The organism is Propionibacterium acidifaciens DSM 21887 (assembly GCF_000426605.1).
In the GTDB taxonomy this organism is placed as follows: domain Bacteria; phylum Actinomycetota; class Actinomycetes; order Propionibacteriales; family Propionibacteriaceae; genus Propionibacterium; species Propionibacterium acidifaciens.
In genome coordinates, this window is record NZ_AUFR01000021.1 from 21,246 (window position 1) to 40,731 (window position 19,486).

16 protein-coding genes and 2 tRNA genes are annotated in these 19,486 nt (G+C 75.2%); 3 read left to right on the plus strand and 15 right to left on the minus strand.

Features of this window, described 5'->3' with window-relative positions; genetic code table 11:
- Nucleotides 1-31: 31 nt before the first annotated feature.
- The 6 genes from K336_RS0108295 to leuC form a co-directional block, all read right to left on the minus strand.
- The gene (locus K336_RS0108295) at nt 32-2,641 is read right to left on the minus strand and encodes an FtsK/SpoIIIE family DNA translocase (protein WP_211223473.1); all 2,610 of its coding nucleotides are present in this window, start codon (nt 2,639-2,641) and stop codon (nt 32-34) included.
- 68 nt (nt 2,642-2,709) lie between these two features.
- Nucleotides 2,710-3,684 (minus strand): thiamine-phosphate kinase, encoded by a 975-nt coding sequence (locus K336_RS0108300; RefSeq protein WP_028706767.1) that lies wholly within the window; start codon nt 3,682-3,684, stop codon nt 2,710-2,712.
- A 62-nt stretch (nt 3,685-3,746) separates the two neighbouring features.
- Nucleotides 3,747-4,868 (minus strand): D-alanine--D-alanine ligase family protein, encoded by a 1,122-nt coding sequence (locus K336_RS0108305; RefSeq protein WP_021797241.1) that lies wholly within the window; start codon nt 4,866-4,868, stop codon nt 3,747-3,749.
- Between the two features lie 75 nt (nt 4,869-4,943).
- Nucleotides 4,944-5,738: a lysophospholipid acyltransferase family protein gene (locus tag K336_RS15450; protein ID WP_162142586.1), complete on the minus strand. Its 795-nt coding sequence runs from the start codon at nt 5,736-5,738 to the stop codon at nt 4,944-4,946.
- Between the two features lie 11 nt (nt 5,739-5,749).
- A complete protein-coding gene (gene leuD, locus K336_RS0108315) occupies nt 5,750-6,364 on the minus strand; it encodes a 3-isopropylmalate dehydratase small subunit (RefSeq protein WP_021797734.1) in 615 nt (204 codons plus the stop codon).
- A 13-nt stretch (nt 6,365-6,377) separates the two neighbouring features.
- Nucleotides 6,378-7,778, minus strand: coding sequence for a 3-isopropylmalate dehydratase large subunit (gene leuC, locus K336_RS0108320; protein ID WP_028706768.1), 1,401 nt, complete (start codon nt 7,776-7,778; stop codon nt 6,378-6,380).
- 53 nt (nt 7,779-7,831) lie between these two features.
- Between leuC and K336_RS0108325 the strand changes: the two genes are divergently transcribed.
- Nucleotides 7,832-8,557, plus strand: coding sequence for an IclR family transcriptional regulator (locus tag K336_RS0108325; RefSeq protein ID WP_021797735.1), 726 nt, complete (start codon nt 7,832-7,834; stop codon nt 8,555-8,557).
- Between the two features lie 109 nt (nt 8,558-8,666).
- Here the strand turns inward: K336_RS0108325 and K336_RS0108330 are convergent, their stop codons facing one another.
- From K336_RS0108330 to K336_RS0108360, 7 genes are all read right to left on the minus strand, one after another.
- Nucleotides 8,667-9,236, minus strand: a complete 570-nt coding sequence (locus K336_RS0108330; protein WP_028706769.1) for a DUF2284 domain-containing protein — start codon at nt 9,234-9,236, stop codon at nt 8,667-8,669.
- Between the two features lie 77 nt (nt 9,237-9,313).
- Nucleotides 9,314-9,389 (minus strand) — tRNA-Glu (locus K336_RS0108335).
- 54 nt (nt 9,390-9,443) lie between these two features.
- Nucleotides 9,444-9,518, minus strand: a tRNA-Gln gene (locus tag K336_RS0108340).
- Between the two features lie 66 nt (nt 9,519-9,584).
- Nucleotides 9,585-10,628 carry a CPBP family intramembrane glutamic endopeptidase gene (locus K336_RS15455; protein WP_051245545.1) on the minus strand — a complete coding sequence of 348 codons (1,044 nt, stop codon included), beginning with the start codon at nt 10,626-10,628 and terminating at the stop codon, nt 9,585-9,587.
- Complete coding sequence (locus tag K336_RS0108350; protein WP_021796081.1) at nt 10,625-11,467, minus strand: fumarylacetoacetate hydrolase family protein; 843 nt, start codon at nt 11,465-11,467, stop codon at nt 10,625-10,627. Before K336_RS0108350 ends, K336_RS15455 begins: the two co-directional genes overlap by 4 nt.
- A 43-nt stretch (nt 11,468-11,510) precedes the next feature.
- Complete coding sequence (cimA, locus tag K336_RS0108355) at nt 11,511-13,124, minus strand: citramalate synthase (protein WP_043150611.1); 1,614 nt, start codon at nt 13,122-13,124, stop codon at nt 11,511-11,513.
- 48 nt (nt 13,125-13,172) lie between these two features.
- Nucleotides 13,173-14,258, minus strand: a complete 1,086-nt coding sequence (locus K336_RS0108360; protein ID WP_028706771.1) for a branched-chain amino acid aminotransferase — start codon at nt 14,256-14,258, stop codon at nt 13,173-13,175.
- 205 nt (nt 14,259-14,463) lie between these two features.
- Here K336_RS0108360 and K336_RS0108365 point away from each other — a divergent pair, with 205 nt between their 5' ends.
- Together K336_RS0108365 and K336_RS0108370 are read left to right on the plus strand one after the other, a co-directional pair.
- On the plus strand, nt 14,464-15,522 hold the full coding sequence (locus tag K336_RS0108365) for a 3-isopropylmalate dehydrogenase (protein ID WP_028706772.1): 1,059 nt from the start codon (nt 14,464-14,466) through the stop codon (nt 15,520-15,522).
- A gap of 51 nt (nt 15,523-15,573) precedes the next feature.
- Nucleotides 15,574-16,836 (plus strand): isochorismate synthase, encoded by a 1,263-nt coding sequence (locus K336_RS0108370; protein WP_411431122.1) that lies wholly within the window; start codon nt 15,574-15,576, stop codon nt 16,834-16,836.
- A gap of 20 nt (nt 16,837-16,856) precedes the next feature.
- On the opposite strand, the gene menD is transcribed toward K336_RS0108370, so the two are convergent.
- Both menD and K336_RS0108380 read right to left on the minus strand, forming a co-directional pair.
- Nucleotides 16,857-18,485 (minus strand): 2-succinyl-5-enolpyruvyl-6-hydroxy-3-cyclohexene-1-carboxylic-acid synthase, encoded by a 1,629-nt coding sequence (gene menD, locus K336_RS0108375; protein ID WP_233418745.1) that lies wholly within the window; start codon nt 18,483-18,485, stop codon nt 16,857-16,859.
- Nucleotides 18,482-19,480: an o-succinylbenzoate synthase gene (locus tag K336_RS0108380; RefSeq protein WP_226906101.1), complete on the minus strand. Its 999-nt coding sequence runs from the start codon at nt 19,478-19,480 to the stop codon at nt 18,482-18,484. The genes menD and K336_RS0108380 overlap by 4 nt, the downstream gene beginning before the upstream one ends.
- Nucleotides 19,481-19,486: the final 6 nt, after the last annotated feature.

A 19,486-nucleotide genomic window follows, 5' to 3' on the forward strand; every position in this document is an offset into this window, starting at 1 on the left:
GCGCCCGCGGGCGCGAACCGGCCGGCGCACCTCAGGCGGCCTCGCCCGACAGCGAGGCGAGCGTCTCGGGCAGGTCGTCCGGCTTGACGAGCACGTCGCGGGGCTTGGAGCCCTCCGACGGCCCGACGACGCCGCGGGTCTCGAGGATGTCCATGATGCGCCCGGCCTTGGCGAAACCGATGCGCAGCTTGCGCTGGAGCATCGAGGTGGAGCCGAGCTGCAGCTCCACGACCTGGCGGCAGGCCTCGAGGACCAGCTCCAGGTCGTCGCCGATGTCCTCGGCGACCTTCTTCTCGCCGCCGGCAGGGACGGTGACGTCGGCGCGGTACTGGGGCTCCAGCTGGGACTTGACGCGGTCGACGACCTCGCGGATCTCGGCCTCGGTGACCCAGCTGCCCTGGACGCGCTTCGGGTTGGCGGCACCCATCGGCAGGAAGAGGCCGTCGCCCTGGCCGACGAGGCGCTCGGCGCCGGTCTGGTCGAGGATGACCCGCGAGTCGGTGGCCGAGCTCGTGGCGAAGGCCAGCCGCGAGGGGATGTTGGCCTTGATGAGGCCGGTGACCACGTCGACCGAGGGGCGCTGGGTGGCGAGGACGAGGTGGATGCCGGCGGCGCGGGCCAGCTGGGTGATGCGGACGATCGACTCCTCGACGTCGCGGGGGGCGACCATCATGAGGTCGCTCAGCTCGTCGACGACGACGAGCAGGTACGGGTACGGGGAGAGCTCGCGCTCGGAGCCGGGGGGCAGCTGCACCTGCCCGGCGCGCACCGCCTTGTTGAAGTCGTCGATGTGGCGGAAGCCGAAGGCGGCGAGGTCGTCGTAGCGGTGGTCCATCTCCTGCACGACCCACTCGAGGGCCTGGGCGGCCTTCTTCGGGTTCGTGATGATGGGCGTCACGAGGTGCGGGATGCCCTCGTACTGGTTGAGCTCGACGCGCTTGGGGTCGACGAGGATCATGCGGACCTCGTCGGGGGTGGCCCGGACCATGATCGAGGTGATCATCGAGTTCACGAAGCTCGACTTGCCCGAGCCGGTGGCGCCGGCGACGAGCAGGTGCGGCATCTTGGCGATGTTCGCCAGGACGACGCGGCCCTCGACGTCCTTGCCCAGGCCGACGATGAGCGGCTTGTCGTTGGCGCGGGCCTGGGGGCTGCGGAGGACGTCGCCGAGGGAGACGACCTCCTTGTCCTTGTTCGGGATCTCGATGCCGATGGCGGACTTGCCGGGGATGGGGGACAGGATCGTCACGTCGGGCGAGGCGACCGCGTAGGCGATGTTGCGCTGGAGGGCCGTGACCTTCTCGACCTTGACGCCGGAGCCGAGCTCCACCTCGTACTGGGTGACCGTCGGGCCGCGCGTGTAGCCGGTGACCTGGGCGTCGATGCCGAACTCGCTGAACACGGACTGGAGGGCGTCGACGAGCCCGTCGGAGGCCGCGGTGCGGGCCCTGGGCGCCGAGCCGGGCTTGAGCAGGGACAGCTCGGGCAGGGTGTACTGGACGTCGCCGGACAGCTGGAGCTGCTCGACGCGCGCGGGCATCTGGGCGTGCTCGGGGGCCGCGAGCCCGGCGGGCTCCGGCTCGGGCTCGGGGGCCGGCAGCGGCAGCGCGTGCTGCTCGGGCTCGGCGGCCGAGGGCCGCGCGGCCGGTTCGGGCGCGTACTGCTCGTGGGCCCCGGCCCGCGCGGTCGGCGCCTGCGCGGGACCGTCGGGGGACTCCGCGTCGAAGACCTCCTCGGGCCCGCCGGTCGGCTCGGGGCGCGCGCCCGCGCGGCGGCCGCGGGGCCGGTGCTCCTCGATGATCGGGGTGTCGTAGGCCTCGTCGACGCCGTACTTGAGCGACCTGCGCTCGCGGCGGGCGGCCATGGCCCTGTCGCGGCGGTCCTGGGCCCCGGTGAACGCGTCGCGGACCTGGTCGACGATCTCGTAGACGGGCCTGCCGACGATGACGAGCAGGCCGAACAGGGCGACGAAGAACAGCAGCACGCCGGTGAGCCAGGCGGGCATGAGCTGGTTGAGCATGGAGCTGGAGATGTAGCCGATGATGCCGCCGCGGGCGCGCATCCGGTCGATGACGGCGGGGCCGGGCAGCGGCGACTCGGTGACGTTGATGAGGCCCAGCAGGCCCATGAGGAAGAGGGTCCACCCGACGAGCTGACGGCCGGCCGGGCCGTTGGCCTCGGGGTTGCGCAGCGTGCGCCACGCCATGGCGCCCAGGAGGAAGGGCAGCACGCAGCTGACCGCGCCGAAGATCGTGCTGCAGACGACGCGGATGCCCGTCCCGAGCGCCCCGGGCACGCCGAACCAGAACTCGGCGGCGACGACGATGGCGACGACGAGCAGCGCCAGGCCGGCGCCGTCGCGGCGCAGGGCCGGGTCGAGGTCCCGCGCGGAGCGGCCGATCCTCCGCACGCCGGCGCCGAGCGCGCCGGCCAGCCCGGACCACGCCACGCCGAGGGCGTGGAGCAGCGGGTTGGGGCGCGACGCGCCGCGCGCCCGGCCCCTGGAGGACCTGGCGCGGGTGGACTTGGATCTGTTGCCCCCGCGGGTGCGCGTGCCCGCGGCCCGGCTCGTCGCGTTCGAGGAACGCTTCGAGCCGCTGCGGGCGCCGGACCGCGACGGGGAAGACACGCGGGTCGCCATGGGGCTCAGGCTACCCGCTGCCCCCGGGGGCTGCCAGTCCACCCGCCGGGGGCGGGCGGGAACCGGTCTCAGGCCCGGAAGTGCTCCCAGCCGCCCTCCCCGCTCCATGCGGCGCCGTCGACGGTGACCCCGGGGGCCGTCCCGTCGGTCTCGGCGACCGCGCCGACCTCGACCCACCCGTCGGGCACGGCGCCGGCGGGGAAGGTCGCGGCGAGGGCGTGGTCCTCGCCGCCGGTGAGGACGAAGCCGAGCGGGTCCTTGCCGGTGGCCGCGGCGACGGCCCGCACCGGGTCGGGCAGCTCGAATGCGTCCGAGCGCAGGTCGATGCGCACGTCCGAGGCGTCGGCGATGTGGCCGAGGTCGGCGATGAGCCCGTCGGAGACGTCGATCATCGCGGTGGCCCCGGCCCGGGCGGCCTGCCGTCCGGCGCCGTAGGGCACGAGGGGGACCCGCTGGGAGTCGACGGCCGCCCGGGGGCTGCGGAAGCCCCGCCCGAGCGCCGCCAGCCCCGCGGCGGCCCAGCCGAGCCGGCCGCGGCAGGCGACGACGTCCCCGGCACGGGCGCCGCTGCGCGGGACGGGCTCGCGGCCCTCGGTCTGGCCGATGACGGTGACGCAGAGGGTGACGTCGCGGGCGCTCGTCGTGTCGCCGCCCACGAGGGTCAGCCCGGCGGCGTCGGCCTCGGCGCGCAGCCCGGTGGCGACGTCGTGCACCCACTGGACGGGCAGGTCGCCGGGCACGCCGAGCCCGACGTTCATGACGAGCGGCGTGACGCCCATGGCCTCGAGGTCGGCCGCGTTGACGGCGACCGCCTTGCGCCCGATCTCGGTGCCGCTGGACCAGTCGCGGCGGAAGTGGACGCCCTCGACGAGCATGTCGGTGCTCATGACGGCCGAGCCGTTCACGAGGAAGACGGCCGAGTCGTCCCCGGGGCCGGTCGCCACGGCGGGCGGCATCGACAGGTCGCGGACGATGTCGGCGATGATGCCGAACTCGCCGACGTCGGCGACGGTGCGGGCATGGGATGAGGTGGTGCTCGGCATGGGGTCAACGCTAGCGGGTCCGGGGCGCCGGCGCCGTCCCGGACCCGCCGCGGCGCCGCGGCTCAGCGCAGCACCGTGGCCGGCCTGGCCAGGGCCTGGTCGACGAGGGCGTCGACGAGGGCGGGGTACTCGATGCCGGTGGCCTGCCACATGCTCGGGTACATCGAGTGCGCGGTGAAGCCGGGCATCGTGTTGATCTCGTTGACCACCACGCCCCCGTCGGGCAGGACGAAGACGTCGACGCGGGCCAGGCCCTCGCAGTCGAGCGCCTCGAAGCAGGCGACGGCCGTGGCGCGCACGCGCTCGGCGACGTCGGCGGGCAGCTCGGCGGGCACCCGCAGCTCGACCTGCTCCTCGGGCAGGTACTTCGCGTCGTAGTCGTAGAAGCCGCCGTTGGCGTGCATGACGATCTCGCCGGGCCGCGAGGCCCGGGGGGCGCCTCCGGCGACGCCGAGCACGCCGCACTCGACCTCCCGGGCGCCGACGACGCCCTGCTCGACGACGACCTTCGGATCGGCGGCGCGGGCCGTCCCGACGGCCTCGGCGAGCCGGGCGGGGTCGGTGACGCGGCTGATGCCCACCGAGGAGCCGCCGCGGGCGGGCTTGACGTAGACGGGGTAGCGCAGCTCGGCGTTCACGCGGGCGAGGCAGCCCCGGCGGTCGTCGCGCCACCGGCCGGGCGTGATCGTCAGCCACGGCACGAGCGGGATGCCGGCCTGCTCGAAGCAGGTGCGCATGAAGGCCTTGTCCATGCCGTTGGCGCTGCTCGTGACGCCGCAACCGACGTAGCGCAGGCCGAGGATCTCGAAGTGGCCCTGGATGCAGCCGTCCTCGCAGTAGGCGCCGTGCATGACGGGGAAGGCGACGTCGACGTGGACCGGGTCGACGAGGCGGTCGCCCTCGAGGGTGGCCAGGCGCACGCCGCCGGGCTCGCGCACCATGACGGCGCGGGGGCGGTCCTCTCCGATCGCCGGGAGCCTGCCGTCCTCGACGCGGAGGGCCCCGATCTCCTCGACCGTGTACCGGTGCCAGACGCCCCGCTTGTCGATGCCGATGCCGTGCACCTCGTAGCGGGACGGGTCGAGTGCGCCGAGCACGCCGGCCGCGGTGAGGCACGAGACCTCGTGCTCGCTGGACTGGCCGCCGAAGACGACGGCGATCGTGACGCGCTCATCAGCACCCATCGTGATTCCCTTCTGGAGGACCGCCCCCAGCGTAGCGGTGGGCCGGACGCCCGGCGCCCGGGCCTCGGCGGGCGCTCAGCGGACCGCCTCCTCGGCGGGCACGCGCCGCCGACGGCCGGGGTGCCAGCGCCCGGCCGGGGCCCGCTCGCCCCTGGCGAGCCCGGTCTGGGCGGTGATGGCGTCCATGATGCGCACGGTGGCCTCGCGGACCGCGGCGCGGTCGTGGTCGCCGCGGCCCGCCAGGTCCGACAGCTCGACGGCCGGCCCGGCCCGCACGACGACGTCGGTGCGGCCGAACAGGTGCGGGCGGGCGGGGCGGCGGCGCGACGGGACGACGAGGTTCGCGCCCCACTGCCCGATCGGGACGACGGGCGCGCCGGTGGTCAGCGCCAGCCTCGCCGCCCCCGTGTGGCCGGCCATCGGCCACTCGTCGGGGTCGTGGGTGAAGGTGCCCTCCGGGTAGACGATGACGGCCCGTCCGGCGTCGAGCATCCCCCGGGCCGCGGCGAGCGAGTCGGCGGCCCGCACGGATCCGCGCTCGACGGGGATCTGCTCGATGCCGCGCAGCAGCGGGCCGACGACGGGCAGGTCGAAGAGGTTCGCCCTCGCGAGGAAGTGCGGCCAGCGCCCTGCCTGAACGGTGAAGCGCCCCACGACGACGGGGTCGAGGTTGCACAGGTGGTTGGGCGCGAGGATGACCGGGCCGGTGTCCGGGATGTTCTCCCGGCCGATGCAGTGGAGCCGGCACACCGGCGCGAGGAGGGCGTCGGCCAGCGGCGGCAGCGACGCGAAGAGTCGCGTCGTGGGCTCGTCGTTGACGCGCCCCAGCCTGCCCCGGTAGGGGCGGCGGGCCTGCCCCAGCGGGTCCACGGTCCCGCGCCTCAGGCGGCCGGGGCCCCGGCGCCGCGCTCGGGGGTCGTCGGCATGAAGGCGGGACGGCGGGCCTCGTAGGCGGCGATGTCGTCGGCGTGCTGGAGGGTGACGGCGATGTCGTCGAGGCCCTCGAGCAGGCGGTGGCGGGTGTGGTCGTCGAGCTCGAAGGAGTGGGTCCGGCCGCCGGCCTCGATCGTGCGCGTGAGCAGGTCGACGGTGATCGACCGGCCCGGCTCGGCCTCGCAGAAGGCCCACAGCTCCTCGACGACCCCCTGCGGCACGGTGGCCAGCAGCAGGCCGGCCTTGCCGGAGTTGCCGCGGAAGATGTCGCCGAAGCGCGAGCCGATGACGACCCGGAAGCCGTAGTTCTGCAGGGCCCACACGGCGTGCTCGCGAGAGCTTCCGGTGCCGAAGTCGGGGCCGACGACGAGGATGGAGCCGGCGCGCCAAGCGGGCCGGTTGAGCACGAAGTCGGGATCGTCGCGCCAGGCGCTGAACAGGCCGTCCTCGAATCCGGTGCGCTCGATGCGCTTGAGGTAGGCGGCCGGGATGATCTGGTCGGTGTCCACGTTGGAGCGCCGCAGCGGGACCGGGACGCCGGTGTGCCTCGAGAACTTCTCCATGCCAGCTGCTCCTTCAGTCCAGGTCGGCCGGTGCCGACAGGTGGCCGGTGACGGCGGTCGCGGCGGCGGAGGCCGGGCTCACCAGGTGGGTGCGTCCGCCCTTGCCCTGGCGCCCCTCGAAGTTGCGGTTCGAGGTGGACGCGCTGCGCTCGCCGGGGTTCAGCCGGTCGGGGTTCATGCCCAGGCACATCGAGCAGCCGGCGTGGCGCCACTCGGCGCCGGCCTCGGTGAAGACGCGGTCGAGGCCCTCGGCCACGGCCTGCCGGCGCACGGCGTCCGAGCCGGGGACGACGAGCATGCGCACGGAGTCGGCGATCCGGCGCCCCCGCATGACCTCGGCGGCGGCGCGCAGGTCCTCGATGCGGCCGTTCGTGCACGAGCCGAGGAAGACGGTGTCGATCGCGATGTCGCGCATCGGGGTGCCGGCCCGCAGGTCCATGTACTCCAGCGCGCGCTCGGCGGCGGCGCGCGCCGCCGCATCGGCGAAGTCCTCGGGGAAGGGCACCCGGGCGTCCAGCGGGACGCCCTGGCCGGGGTTGGTGCCCCATGTGGCGAAGGGGGCGAGCCGGGAGGCGTCGAGGTGGACCTCCTCGTCGTAGCGGGCGTCGGGGTCCGAGCGCAGCGAGAGCCAGTGGGCAACGGCCTCGTCCCGGTCGGCCCCGGCGGGGGCGTGCGGGCGGCCCTCGACGTACTCGACGGTGGTCTCGTCGGGCGCGACGAGACCGGCCTTGGCGCCCCACTCGATCGACATGTTGCAGATCGTCATGCGGCCCTCCATCGACATCCGCTCGATGGCCCCGCCGCGGTACTCGACGACGTGGCCCTGGCCGCCGCCGGTGCCCTCCTGGGCGATGAGGGCGAGGATGAGGTCCTTGGGCGTGACGTCGGGGCCGGGCTCGCCGTCGATGAACACGCCCATGGTGCGGGGGCGGGCCTGGGGCAGGGTCTGCGTGGCGAGCACGTGCTCGACCTCGCTCGTGCCGATGCCGAAGGCGAGGGCGCCGAAGGCGCCGTGGGTGGCGGTGTGCGAGTCGCCGCAGACGATCGTCATGCCCGGCTGGGTCAGGCCCAGCTGCGGGCCCATGACGTGGACGATGCCCTGCTCGGCGTCGCCGAGGGGGTGCAGGGGCACGCCGAACTCGGCGCAGTTCTCGCGCAGGGTCCGCACCTGGAGGGCGGAGACGGGGTCGGCGATCGGCCGGTCGACGTCGGTCGTGGGGACGTTGTGGTCCTCGGTCCCGACGGTCAGCTCCGGACGGCGCACGGCGCGCCCGGCGAGGCGGAGGCCCTCGAACGCCTGGGGGCTCGTGACCTCGTGGATGAGGTGCAGGTCGATGTAGAGCAGGTCGGGCTCCCCGTCGCCCGAACGGACCACGTGGTCATCCCAGATCTTCTCAACCAGAGTTCTCGCCATGAGTTCGATCCTAGCCCTTGTTATATCAAAATGCGAGATGCTAGTCTCACTTCATGGACAAATCGAGTGGGGTCGGCGTCCTCGACAAGGCGGCTCTCGTCCTCACGGCCCTCGAGCAGGGGCCGATGACGCTGGCCGAACTGGTGCAGTCGACGGGTCTGGCCCGTCCGACCGCCCACCGGCTGGCCGTCGCCCTCGAACACCACCGCCTCGTCGGGCGCGATCTGCAGGGCCGCTTCGTCCTGGGACCGCGCCTCGTCGAGCTCGCCGCCGCGGCCGGCGAGGACCGCCTGCTGGCGACCGCCGGCCCCATCCTCGCCCGGCTGCGCGACATCACCGGCGAGTCGGCACAACTCTACCGCCGTCAGGGCGATGTGCGCATCTGCGCCGCCGCGGCCGAGCGCCCCAGCGGCCTGCGCGACACGATCCCCGTCGGGGCCCAGCTCACGATGAACGCCGGCTCCGCGGCGCAGGTGCTGCTGGCCTGGGACGAGCCCGAGCGGATCAGCGCGGGGCTGGCCAGCGCCAGCTTCTCGGCGGTCGCGCTCAACACGGTGCGCCGCCGCGGCTGGGCCCAGTCGGTCGGCGAGCGCGAGGCCGGCGTCGCCTCCGTCTCGGCCCCGGTCCGCTCCCCCGCCGGCAGGGTCATCGCCGCCGTCTCGGTCTCCGGGCCCATCGAGCGCCTCACCCGCCAGCCCGGCAGGCTGCACGCGCCGGCCGTCATCGCCGCCGGGGAGCGCCTCTCCGAGGTGCTGCGCCGCACCCGCGGGGACGAGTGAGCCGGGGGGCCCCGGCCCCGACCGTCCCCCGTCCCGGGAGGCGCCGCCCCGGGGGACGCTCCGGCGCAGCGGCCGGCGCCCCGCGGCCCGGGGCGCCGGAGCGCGCCCGTCACAGGACCGGCTCGTCGCTGAGCAGGCCCGCGACGAGGTGGTAGGCCTCGGGCAGGCTGGTGCCGTCGCTCCAGCCCATCTCGATGCCGAAGAGCTCGCGCACGAGGCCCACGACGTCCCCGCCGATCGATTCGACCGAGTGGATGAGCTGGCCGGGGTGCAGGCACGGGCGGCCGTCCAGGCGGGTGCAGCGCGCGCACAGCTCGCAGGAGCCGGCGAGCAGCGGCACCGAGCCCTCGTGCCGGGCGCGCAGGACGACGACGCGGTGCCTCAGGCGCCGCTTCTCGGCGGTGAACAGCTCCATGACCTGCGGGCGCAGCTCGTCGGGGTCGAGGCCGCTGCGGGGCTGGTCGGCCGTGAAGGCGAGGGTGCGGACGATGACGTGGAACCAGCGCCGGCTCCGCCACACGTCCATCGGATCGAAGTCGAACTCGGGGCAGGCCCAGGTGCGCCCGTGGGCGGGGCACTCGCGGCAGCAATCGAGGAAGCGCGGGACGTCGACGAAGCGCTCGACGAACTCGGGCGTGCCGATCGTGCGCCGTGCGTCCCGAACCGTGTGGGCCAGCATGGGGCCAGGCTAGTGGGCGCCGCCCCGGGCGGGGCCGGAGAGGGAAGAACCCGGCCGCTCGGGCCGGGTTCCCCACCTGGTAGCCCCGATCGGATTCGAACCGACGTTTCAGCCTTGAGAGGGCCGCGTGCTAGGCCGCTGCACAACGGGGCCAAGTCGATCTTCTGTTGTGCCGCAGGGCGCCGGAGCGGCCGGCCGGAGCCGCTCTGGCTGGGGTACCAGGACTCGAACCTGGACTGACGGAACCAGAATCCGTTGGGCTGCCAATTACCCCATACCCCACAGGCCTGGACGGGCGGACCCGCGCCGGCAACAGATTGGAACTCTAGTGTATGGGGCCCCCGAGAATCAAACCGGGCCCGGCCCGGTCGTCCGGCGCCGCCCCAGCAGGCGCGCCGCGAGCACCGCCAGGGCGCCGCACAGGGCGTAGGCGACGAGGTTGGGGGCGGTCGTCGACCAGGTGCTCTCGTCGATGAGGCGGGTCTGGCTCACCGTGCCGGCGGCGACGGCGTAACAGAAGCTGCTCACGTTGTTGGCCGCATGGACGGCGATCGAGGCCTCCAGCCCGCCGGTCGCCACGACGACGGCCCCGGCCACCAGGCCGAAGCCGAGCCGGTCGATGAACAGGGCCGCGTTCTGGGTGCCGTGCATGAGGGCGAAGACGAGGGCGCTCGCGCCGACGGCGGCCCAGGTGCGGCCGGTGAGCGCACCGACGGCCTGCTGCACGTAGCCGCGGAAGAGGAACTCCTCCCCCGCGGCCTGCAGGGGCGAGGTGAGCAGCACCAGGAGCACCCAGATCCAGGCGTGCTCCGGAGGGCCGGAGCCCCCGGACCGGTCGGCGCCGCCGAGCAGGTAGACGGCGTTGAGGACGACGAAGCCGATGACCAGGCAGCACCCGAGCAGCCCCGGGCGCAGACGCCCCTCCACGGAGCAGGTCCAGCCCGGCGCCCGCCCGTTGACCCATCGGGCGACGGCCAGCACGACGAGGACGACCGAGGCGAGCGCCAGGTCGACGACGGCGACGCCCTCGACGACGCCGTAGGAGGCGACGAGGGCGTAGCCGTCGGAGAAGGAGCCGTGGCGCCCCCGGGCGAGCCACGAGACGGCGGCGCCGGCGTCCATGAGCAGCGTCGTGACGACGAGGTAGCCGAGGGCGACGAGGACGAGGCCGAGCGCGGCGCGGCTGCGGAAGGGGCCCGAGGCGTCGGTGAGGAGCCCGGTGTAGCCGACGTTCGGCAGGGGCCGCGCGGGCGGGGCCCCGACGAGGGGCCGGGGAGCGGGCCGCGCGGGCGGGCGGGGCCCGGGGGCCGGTCCGGGCCGGGGGTTCGGGCGGGGGCGGGCCCGGCCACCGGAGGGCCGGGCCCGCTTCCTCGGGCTCCTGCTGCCGCTCACCGGGCAGCGGCCCCGTCCCCGGCGAAGCCGCCGTCGTCGGCGGCGTCGATGACCGGATTGGTGAGGGTGCCGATCGACTCGATCTCGACGCTGACCCGCTGGCCGGGCCCCATCGGCCCGACGCCGGCCGGCGTGCCGGTGAGGACGACGTCGCCGGGCAGCAGGGTCGTGAACTCGGAGATGTACGAGACGAGCCGGGCGATCGGATGGATCATGTCGGCGGTGCTGCCGTCCTGGCGCAGCTCGCCGTCGACGCGCGTGCGGATGCCGAGGCGCCCGGCGCCGTCCAGGTCGATGTGGGCGGCGATCCACGGGCCGAGCGGGCAGAAGGTGTCGAAGCCCTTGGCCCGGGTCCACTGGCTCTCGGCGCGCTGGATGTCGCGGGCGGTGACGTCGTTGGCGCAGGTGAAGCCGAGGACGACCTCGTCGACGCGCTCGACGGGCACCTTCCGGCAGATGCGCCCGATGACGACGGCGAGCTCGCCCTCGTGGTGGAGCTCGTGGGTCTCGACGGGCTTGACGATGGGCTCGTCGGGGCCGATGACGCTCGTGTTCGGCTTGAGGAAGAGCAGCGGCCGCTCGTCGACCTCGTCGCCCAGCTCGGCGGCGTGCTCGGCGTAGTTGCGGGCGACCGCGACGATCTTGCTGCGCGGGATCACCGGCGCGAGCAGGCGCACCTCGTCGAGCCGATGGCGCATCCCGGTGAAGGAGACGGGGCCGGCCAGCGGATCGCCGCTGATCGCGGCGACCGTGTCGGGGTGTTCCCCGCCGTCGGCCGCCAGTTCGACGATCCCGTAGGCCGGGTCGGCGCCGGCCGCGGCGAAACGAGCGATGCGCATGGGCCAAATCTAGCCCGTCGGCGGCGCCGCCCGGGGCCGCCGGTCAGAGCGCGTGCGGGGCGGTCGACCCGTACCCCTTGACCAGCCCGTAGAGGAAGGCCTCGACGAGGGCCTCCCAGCTGGCCTCGATGACGTTCTCGCCGACGCCGACGGTCGTCCAGGTGAGGCCCCCGCAGGCGGTGTCGATGCGCGCGCGCACCGTGGCGTCGGTGCCCCGCACCGCCCCGAGCAGGCGCACCCGGTAGTCGACGAGCTCGTAGGAGCGCACCTGCGGGTAGACGCCGCCGAGCGCGCGACGCAGCGCCTGGTCGAGGGCGTTGACCGGGCCGCTCCCCTCCCCCGCGCAGACCCGGTAGCTGCCGTCGGCGAGGAGCCTCACGACCGCCTCGGTGGGCGCCTCGGCGTCCGGGTCGTCGCCCTGCTGCTCGGTGAGGACCCACCAGCCCACGACGGTGAAGGGGCGCGCGGCGAGCTCCCCTCGCATCCGCTTGACGAGCAGCTCGAAGCTGGCGTCGGCGGCCTCGTAGGCGTAGCCGCGGGCCTCGCGCTCGCGCACGGCCTCGGCCACCTCCCCGGCGGTGGCCCGGTCGGCCAGGTCGAGGCCGAGCTGGGCCCCCTTGACCTGGATGTTGGCGCGTCCGGCCATGTCGGAGATGAGCATGCGCATGTCGTTGCCCACGCTGCGGGGGTCGACGTGCTGGTAGAGGTCGTTGTTGACCTTGACGGCGGCGGCGCGCAGGCCGCCCCGGTGGGCGAAGGCGGACTCGCCCACGTAGGGCTGGCGCGGGGCGACCGGCTGGGCGGTGATCTCACCGATGGCGCGCGCCGCATGGGTGAGCCCGCTCAGCTGCTCGGACGTGACGACCGGCCAGCCGTACTTGAGCTGCAGGTCGGGGATGAGGGTCGTCAGATCGGTGCTGCCGGCGCGCTCCCCGTAGCCGTTGACGGCGCCCTGGACGTGCACGGCGCCGGCGCCGAGGGCCGCCAACGAGTTCGCGACGGCGCAGCCGCTGTCGTTGTGGCACTGCACGCCAAGGTCGACGCCGAGGGATGCGGCGCCGGAGATCGCGTCGCCGATCCAGTCGGGCAGCATGCCGCCGTTCGTGTCGCACAGGACGACGGTGCGGGCGCCCGCCTCGGCCGCGGTGCGCACGACCTCGAGGGCGTACGCGGGATTGCGGACGAACCCGTCGAAGTAGTGCTCGGCGTCGACGATGACCCTCCTGCCCTCGGCGACGAGGTGGCGGACCGTCTGCGAGAGCATCATGAGGTTCTCGTCGAGGCTGGTGCGCAGCACCTGGCTCACGTGCAGGTCGTGGGCCGGCGCCGCGACGGTCACGAAGCGCGTCCCGGCCTCGCGCAGCGCCGCCACCTGCGGGTCGTCCGCCGCCGCGGCGCCCGGGCGGCGGATCGGGCCGAAGGCGACGAGGCTGGCGCTGCGCAGCGGCACGTGGGCGGCCTGCGCGAAGAACTCCTTGTCGAGAGGGGTCGCGCCGGGCGAACCGCCCTCGATGAAACCGACCCCCAGGGAGTCGATCTGACCGAGCATGCGGATCCTGTCGTGCACCGTGAGCGAGATGCCGGTCTGCCGGGCCCCGTCGCGCAGGGTGGTGTCGTACAGCTCCAGCGCGTCGGGGCGCAGCGGGATCATCGTCATGGCAGCTCGCTCATCGGGGCGGGGAGGGGGAAGGGCGTCGGGGTGCGCTCAGCGGACCCGCTGGGTCCAGCCGCGGGTGTCGTCGACCCGGCCGTACTGGATGTCGAGGAGCATGGTGCGCAGGGCGATCGTCCTGCCGCCGTCGGCGGGGACGGGCACCTCGTGGCGGCCCTCCTCGTTGGTGAGGGTGCCGATGGGCGTGATGACCGCCGCGGTGCCGCAGGCGAACATCTCGGTGATGGTGCCGTCGACGAGACCGGCGTAGACCTCGGCGATGTCGATGGGCCGCTCGACCGGTTCGAGGCCGGCCTCGGGGGCCAGGGCGAGAAGGGAGTCGCGGGTGACGCCGGGCAGGATGTTGCCGTTGAGCGGCGGGGTGAGCAGCTCGCCGGCCCTCGTCACGACGCAGACGTTCATGCCGCCCAGTTCCTCGAGCCAGCGGTGCTCGGCGTTGTCGACGAACATGACCTGGTTGCAGCCCCTGTCGCGGGCCAGCTCCTGGGGCAGGAGGCTGGCGGCGTAGTTGCCGCCGCACTTCGCCTCGCCGGTGCCTCCGTTGGCGACACGGCTGTAATGCGACTCGACCCAGATGTCGACCGGGGCGACGCCGCCGGAGAAGTAGGCGCCGACCGGGGAGGCGATGACCGCGTAGCGCACGCCCCGGGCCGGCCGGACCCCCAGGAAGGGCTCGCTCGCGACGGAGAAGGGGCGCAGGTAGAGGCTCTGCTCGTCGCCGGTGGGCACCCAGCGGGCATCGACGGAGACGAGCTCGCGCACGGAGTTCACGAAGTCCTCGACGGGGAGCTCGGGCAGCGCCAGGCGCGTGCACGAGTTGGCGAAGCGCCGGGCGTTGCGCTCGGGACGGAACAGCCAGACCGTGCCGTCGGCGCGGTGGTAGGCCTTGAGGCCCTCGAAGACCTCCTGGGCGTAGTGGAGGACGGCGCCGGCCGGCGACAGCACGTAGTCGGCGAAGGGCTCGATCCGGGCGTCGACCCAGCCCCTCTCGGAGTCCCAGTCGATGGCGGCCATGTGGTCGGTGAAGTGGACGCCGAACCCGGGATCCTCGTTGATCCTCGCGATGTCCTGCTCGCTCGTGGGAGCGGCCTTGAGCCGGGTGCTGAACGTGAGTGCCATGCCAGCAGACTAGCCCGCGCCGGGGCGGGCCCCGCCGCCGGTTCATCTGACGGCTGCCGGAACGGCGGGCCCCCGACGGCCGCCTCGGCGGATCCGCCCGGGCGTGATCGCCCCGATCCTGCGGGGGCGGACGCGGGACCGGCGACCGGGGCGGCGGATGAGACCGGCGCCGCCGCGGGGGACGCCGGCCCCTAGTGTTGGGCCCATGACGTCCGATCGTGCATCCATCGCGGTGATCCCCGGTGACGGCATCGGCCCCGAGGTCGTCGAGCAGGCCCTCGCGGTGCTCACCGCCGCCTGCGGCGAGCAGGCCTTCGAGTTCACCCACTACGACCTGGGCGCCCGGCACTGGCTCGAGACCGGCGAGGTCCTCGACGACGACACGCTGGCCCGGCTCGCCCGGCACGACGCGATCGTCCTCGGGGCCGTCGGCGCCGCCCCCGGCTCGGCGCAGGTGCCCTCGGGCCTGCTCGAACGCGGCCTGCTGCTGCGGCTGCGCTTCGCCTTCGACCAGGACGTCAACCTGCGGCCCTCGCGCCTGTATCCGGGGGTGCCCAGCCCCCTGGCCCCGGCCGTGCTCGACAGGGGCCCGATCGACTTCGTCGTCGTCCGCGAGGGCACCGAGGGCCTGTACGCCGGTAACGGCGGCGCTCTGCGCCGCGGGACCCCTCACGAGGTGGCCACCGAGGTCAGCGTCAACACGGCCTTCGGCGTCGAGCGCGTCGTGCGCTACGCCTTCGAGCTGGCCGCCACGCGCCGCGGCCGGGTCACGCTCGTGCACAAGCACAACGTGCTGGTCAACGCCGGCGGTCTGTGGCGGCGCATCGTCGACGAGGTGGCCGCGGACCACCCGGGCGTCGAGCACGACTACCTCCACGTGGACGCCGCGACGATCATGCTCGTCACCGACCCCCAGCGCTTCGACGTCATCGTCACCGACAATCTGTTCGGCGACATCCTCACCGACGAGGCGGGGGCGATCACCGGCGGCATCGGGCTGGCCCCCAGCGCCAACATCAACACGGCCGGGCGCTTCCCCTCGATGTTCGAGCCCGTGCACGGCTCGGCGCCCGACATCGCCGGCCGGGGCGTCGCCGACCCGACCGCGGCCATCAGCTCGATGGCGCTGCTGCTGCGCCACCTGGGCCGGGGCGCGGACGCCGACCGCGTCGATGCGGCCGTCAGCGCCGACATCGAGTCGAACCGCGGTACGGCGCGCTCCACCGGGCAGATCGGCGGGGCCATCGCCGCCGCGCTGCGGTGACCCGGCGCACGGCCCGGCGCGGGTTCTCTAGACTCGACTGGCGTGAAGGACGTGGCCCCCGACAGCACGCTGACGCCCCGCCTCGCCGCCGCGTCCGACGACTGGGCCGGGCTCGACAGCGCGCAGTGGCTGGGCGCGGCGCTCGACCTCGTGCCCGACGACGTCGAGCGCCCCTGGGCCTGGGTCGCGCCGAACGGCGGACCAGCCGTGCTCGGCTGGGGCGAGACCGCGCGCTTCGGGGCCTCGGGGGCCGGCCCCGTCGCCTCGGCCTGGCGGCGCTTCCGCGACTGGGCCCGCGGGCACTGGAACGGCGCCGACGATCCGACGGCCCCCGGGGCCCAGGGGCCCGTCGCCCTCGGGTCCTTCCCGTTCGACCCGTCCGAGGCCGGCTCGTTCGTCGTGCCGGGGGTGACGCTGACGCGCGCCGCCGCCGGCGCCCCGACGAGGATCATCGCCGCCGACGGCGCGCCGGAGCCGTCGCCCCGCGGACGCGGACGACGCGCCCGGCCGCGCCTGACGATCAGCGCCGCACCGGGCGCCGAGCGGGCCTGGGTGCGGGCCGTCGACGCGCTCCGGGCCGTCCTGGCCGATCCGGAGCGCGTCGAGGAGAAGGTCGTCCTCGCCCGGGCCGTCGACGCGCGCGCCGACCGGCCGCTCGACCAGACGGGCGTGCTCGACCGGCTCGCACGGCGCTTCACCGGCTGCTGGGTCTACGCGGACGACGGTCTGGTGGGCGCCACCCCCGAGCTGCTCGTCGACGTGCACGAGGGGGTCTTCCGCTGCCGGATCCTGGCCGGCACCCGCAAGCCCGGGTGGGCCCGGGAGCTGCTCACCGACCCGAAGGAGCAGCACGAGCACGCCCTGGCCGTCGCCTCGGTGACGGCCCACCTGGAGCGGGCCGGGCTGAGCGAGCCGCGACTGCGCGGTCCCTACCTCCTGGAGCTGCCCAATGTGGCACACCTGGCCACCGACATCACGGCCCGGGTGGGCCCGGGGCGCAGCGCGGCCGATGTCGCGGACGTCCTCTACCCCACCGCCGCGATCTGCGGCACCCCGCGCGTCGAGGCGTTCGCCCGGATCATGACCGTCGAGCACCTCGACCGCGGACGCTTCTCGGGCCCGGTCGGCTGGATGGGCGCCGACGGCTCCGGCCAGTGGGGCCTGGCCCTGCGCTGCGCCCAGTTCTCCCCGGGGTCCCGGCGGGCCCGGCTCTTCGCCGGCGCCGGCATCCTGCCCGACTCCCGCGCCGAGCTGGAGTGGGACGAGACGGACTCGAAGATGGCGCCGATGCGGCGGGCGCTGGCCCACGGGTGAGGCCGCGGGGCCGGGCCCCGTCAGCCCAGCAGCGGCACCTCGACGAGGGAGCAGCCGCGGACGGGCTCGGCCAGCAGCCGCGCGAGCTCCACGGCGCCGTCGACCACCCGGTGCACGGCCCCCACGGCGGCCGCCAGCGCGCCGAGGTCGACGACCTGGGGCGTGGTGAACCAGCGGGCGAACATGGCCGGCTCGGCCGTGCGGGCGTGCTCGAGCCGGGAGAAGATCGCCCCGCCCTCGTCGTCGAGCACGAGGGCCTGCACGTCGGGCGCGGTCTCGTGGACCCCGTGCAGCAGGCCGAGCCCGTCGTGGACGGCGGTGAGGTCGCCCACGACGGCCCGCACCGGCCCGCCCAGCCCGATGCCGACCCCCACCGCGGTGGCGAGGGTGCCGTCGATACCGGCCAGCCCCCTGTTCGAGACGACGGCCGGGGCCCGGTCCGCCGGGCGGGCGCAGCGATCGAAGGAGCGGATGACGTCGGAGGCGCCGATCACCAGGGCCGGGGCCCCCGGCGCGCAGTGCGCGTCCCAGACGGCGGAGGCCACCGCATCCTTGCGGCCCGTCGCATCGCGGGGCCCGCGGACGCCGCGCCGGCCGGCGTCGGCCTCGCGCCAGGCCCGCAGCCAGCCGCCGGCCGGGCGCCGAACCGCCTCGACGGGCCCGGGCACCACCCGGGCGAGACCGGCGACGTCGGTCCAGCGCGAGCCGTCCGCGACGGCGACGATCCGGACGTCCGGGCGGGCCAGCAGCCGTGAGACGGGCCGCGACAGGGTCGGGTGGCCCAGCACGAGGACGGCCTCGATCCGTTCGGCCGGCCCTCCGTCCAGCAGCCGCTGGTAGTCGCACAGGGCGTTCGGGCCGAAGCGGGCGCCCGAGCCGGGCTCGGCGAGCAGGGGCCAGCCGCCCGCCCGGGCGAGCGCCTCGGCCCGGGGCCCGGCGCCGTCGCCGGCGACGACGACGGTGCGCTCGGGAAGGTCCAGGGGCGCGGGCGCGGGCTCCCGGCACTCGCCCGTGCGGGGCCGCGGACGGGCACCGGGCCGCCACGGCGAGCCGGGCACGAGCGGCTCGCGCAGCCCCACGTTGAGCTGGACCGGGCCCGGGTCGCCGCTCAGCGCGCCGCGGGCCAGCGTCAGCGCGCGGCTCACCGCGGCGTCGAGACGCTCGTCGGGGGGGAAGCCAGCGGGGATGTCGACGGCGTCGCGCACGGTGCGCCCGAAGATGCCGCTCTGCCGGGTCACCTGGTTCGCCCCGGTGCCCCACATCTCGTGCGGCCGGTCGGCGCTCACGACGACGAGCGGCGTCCCCGAGGCGTCCGCCTCGGCGACGGCCGGGTGCAGGTTCGCGACCGCCGTGCCGGAGGTCGTGACCACGGCGACGGGCTCGCAGCGTCCCTCCAGCCGGGCCGCCTTGGCGATGCCCAAGGCGATGAACGCGGCGTCGCGCTCGTCCAGATGGACGCGCGCGTCGAGCCAGCCGGCCCGCTCCGCGGCGTCGAGCGCGTAGGCGAGGGGCGCGTCGCGCGATCCCGGGCAGTGGACGACGTGCCGGACCCCGGCCGCGACGAGGGCGCCCACGAGGCGCCGCGCGAGAAGGGTGGACTCGTTCTCGTCGGGCGCGCCCGGGGCGGCCGCTGCCCGCGCGGCGCTCACCGCAGCCTCCCGCACATCGCGTCGAGGCGCTCGGCCCACCGCGCGGCGAGGCCGCCGGGCAGCGCCTCGGCCGGGCCGACGGGCTCGTCGACCGAGGCCCGCACGACCGGGATCGCGCCGTCGGCGGGGAGGAGCGGGTGCGCGGTGACGTCGCCGTCGAGCAGTTCGACGGTCGCCAGACCGCAGGCGTGGTCGAGGGACGGCAGGGCGCCGGCGAGCTGCGCGGCGACCGAGATGCCGACGGAGCTGTCGAGGGCCGAGGAGACCACGGCGGCCAGCCCGGACCGCTCGACGACGTCGAGGGCGCGCAGCACGCCGCCGAGCGGTTGGGCCTTGACGACGACGACGTCGGCCGCCCCGGCCCGGGCGACGGCCAGCGGGTCCTCGGCCCTGCGCACCGACTCGTCGGCGGCGATCGGCACGCCCACCCGGGCGCGCACGGCGGCCAGCTCGGCCACGCCCGGGCAGGGCTGCTCGACGTACTCGAGGCCACCGGCCGCGGCGTCGAGCTCGGCGATGGCGGTCACCGCCTCCTCGACGCCCCAGGCGGCGTTCGCGTCGACCCGGATGCGACCGCCGGCGCCCAGCGCCGCGCGGACCGCCTCGACGCGGGCGCAGTCCTCGGCGATCCCACTGCGGGGATCGGCGACCTTCACCTTGGCGGTCGTGCAGCCGCCCGAGGCGGCGACGAGGGCGGCGGCGTCCGCCGGGCCGACGACGGGGATCGTCACGTTGACCGGCACCCGTGCGCGCCGCGGGGCGGGCAGGACCGCCGTGGCCGCCTCGATGCCGGCGCGCAGCCAGGCGGCGGACTCGGCGGGCCCGTAGTCCCAGAACGGGGAGCACTCGCCCCAGCCGGCCGGGCCGTGCAGGAGAAGGCCGTCGCGCACGTCGATGCGACGGAAGCGGTGCCGCAGCGGCGCCCTGAAGACGAGCAGCTCGTCGACGCCCGCGCGCTCCAGCACCGGTGGGACGCGCAACCGGCCCAGTTCCATTCGTCC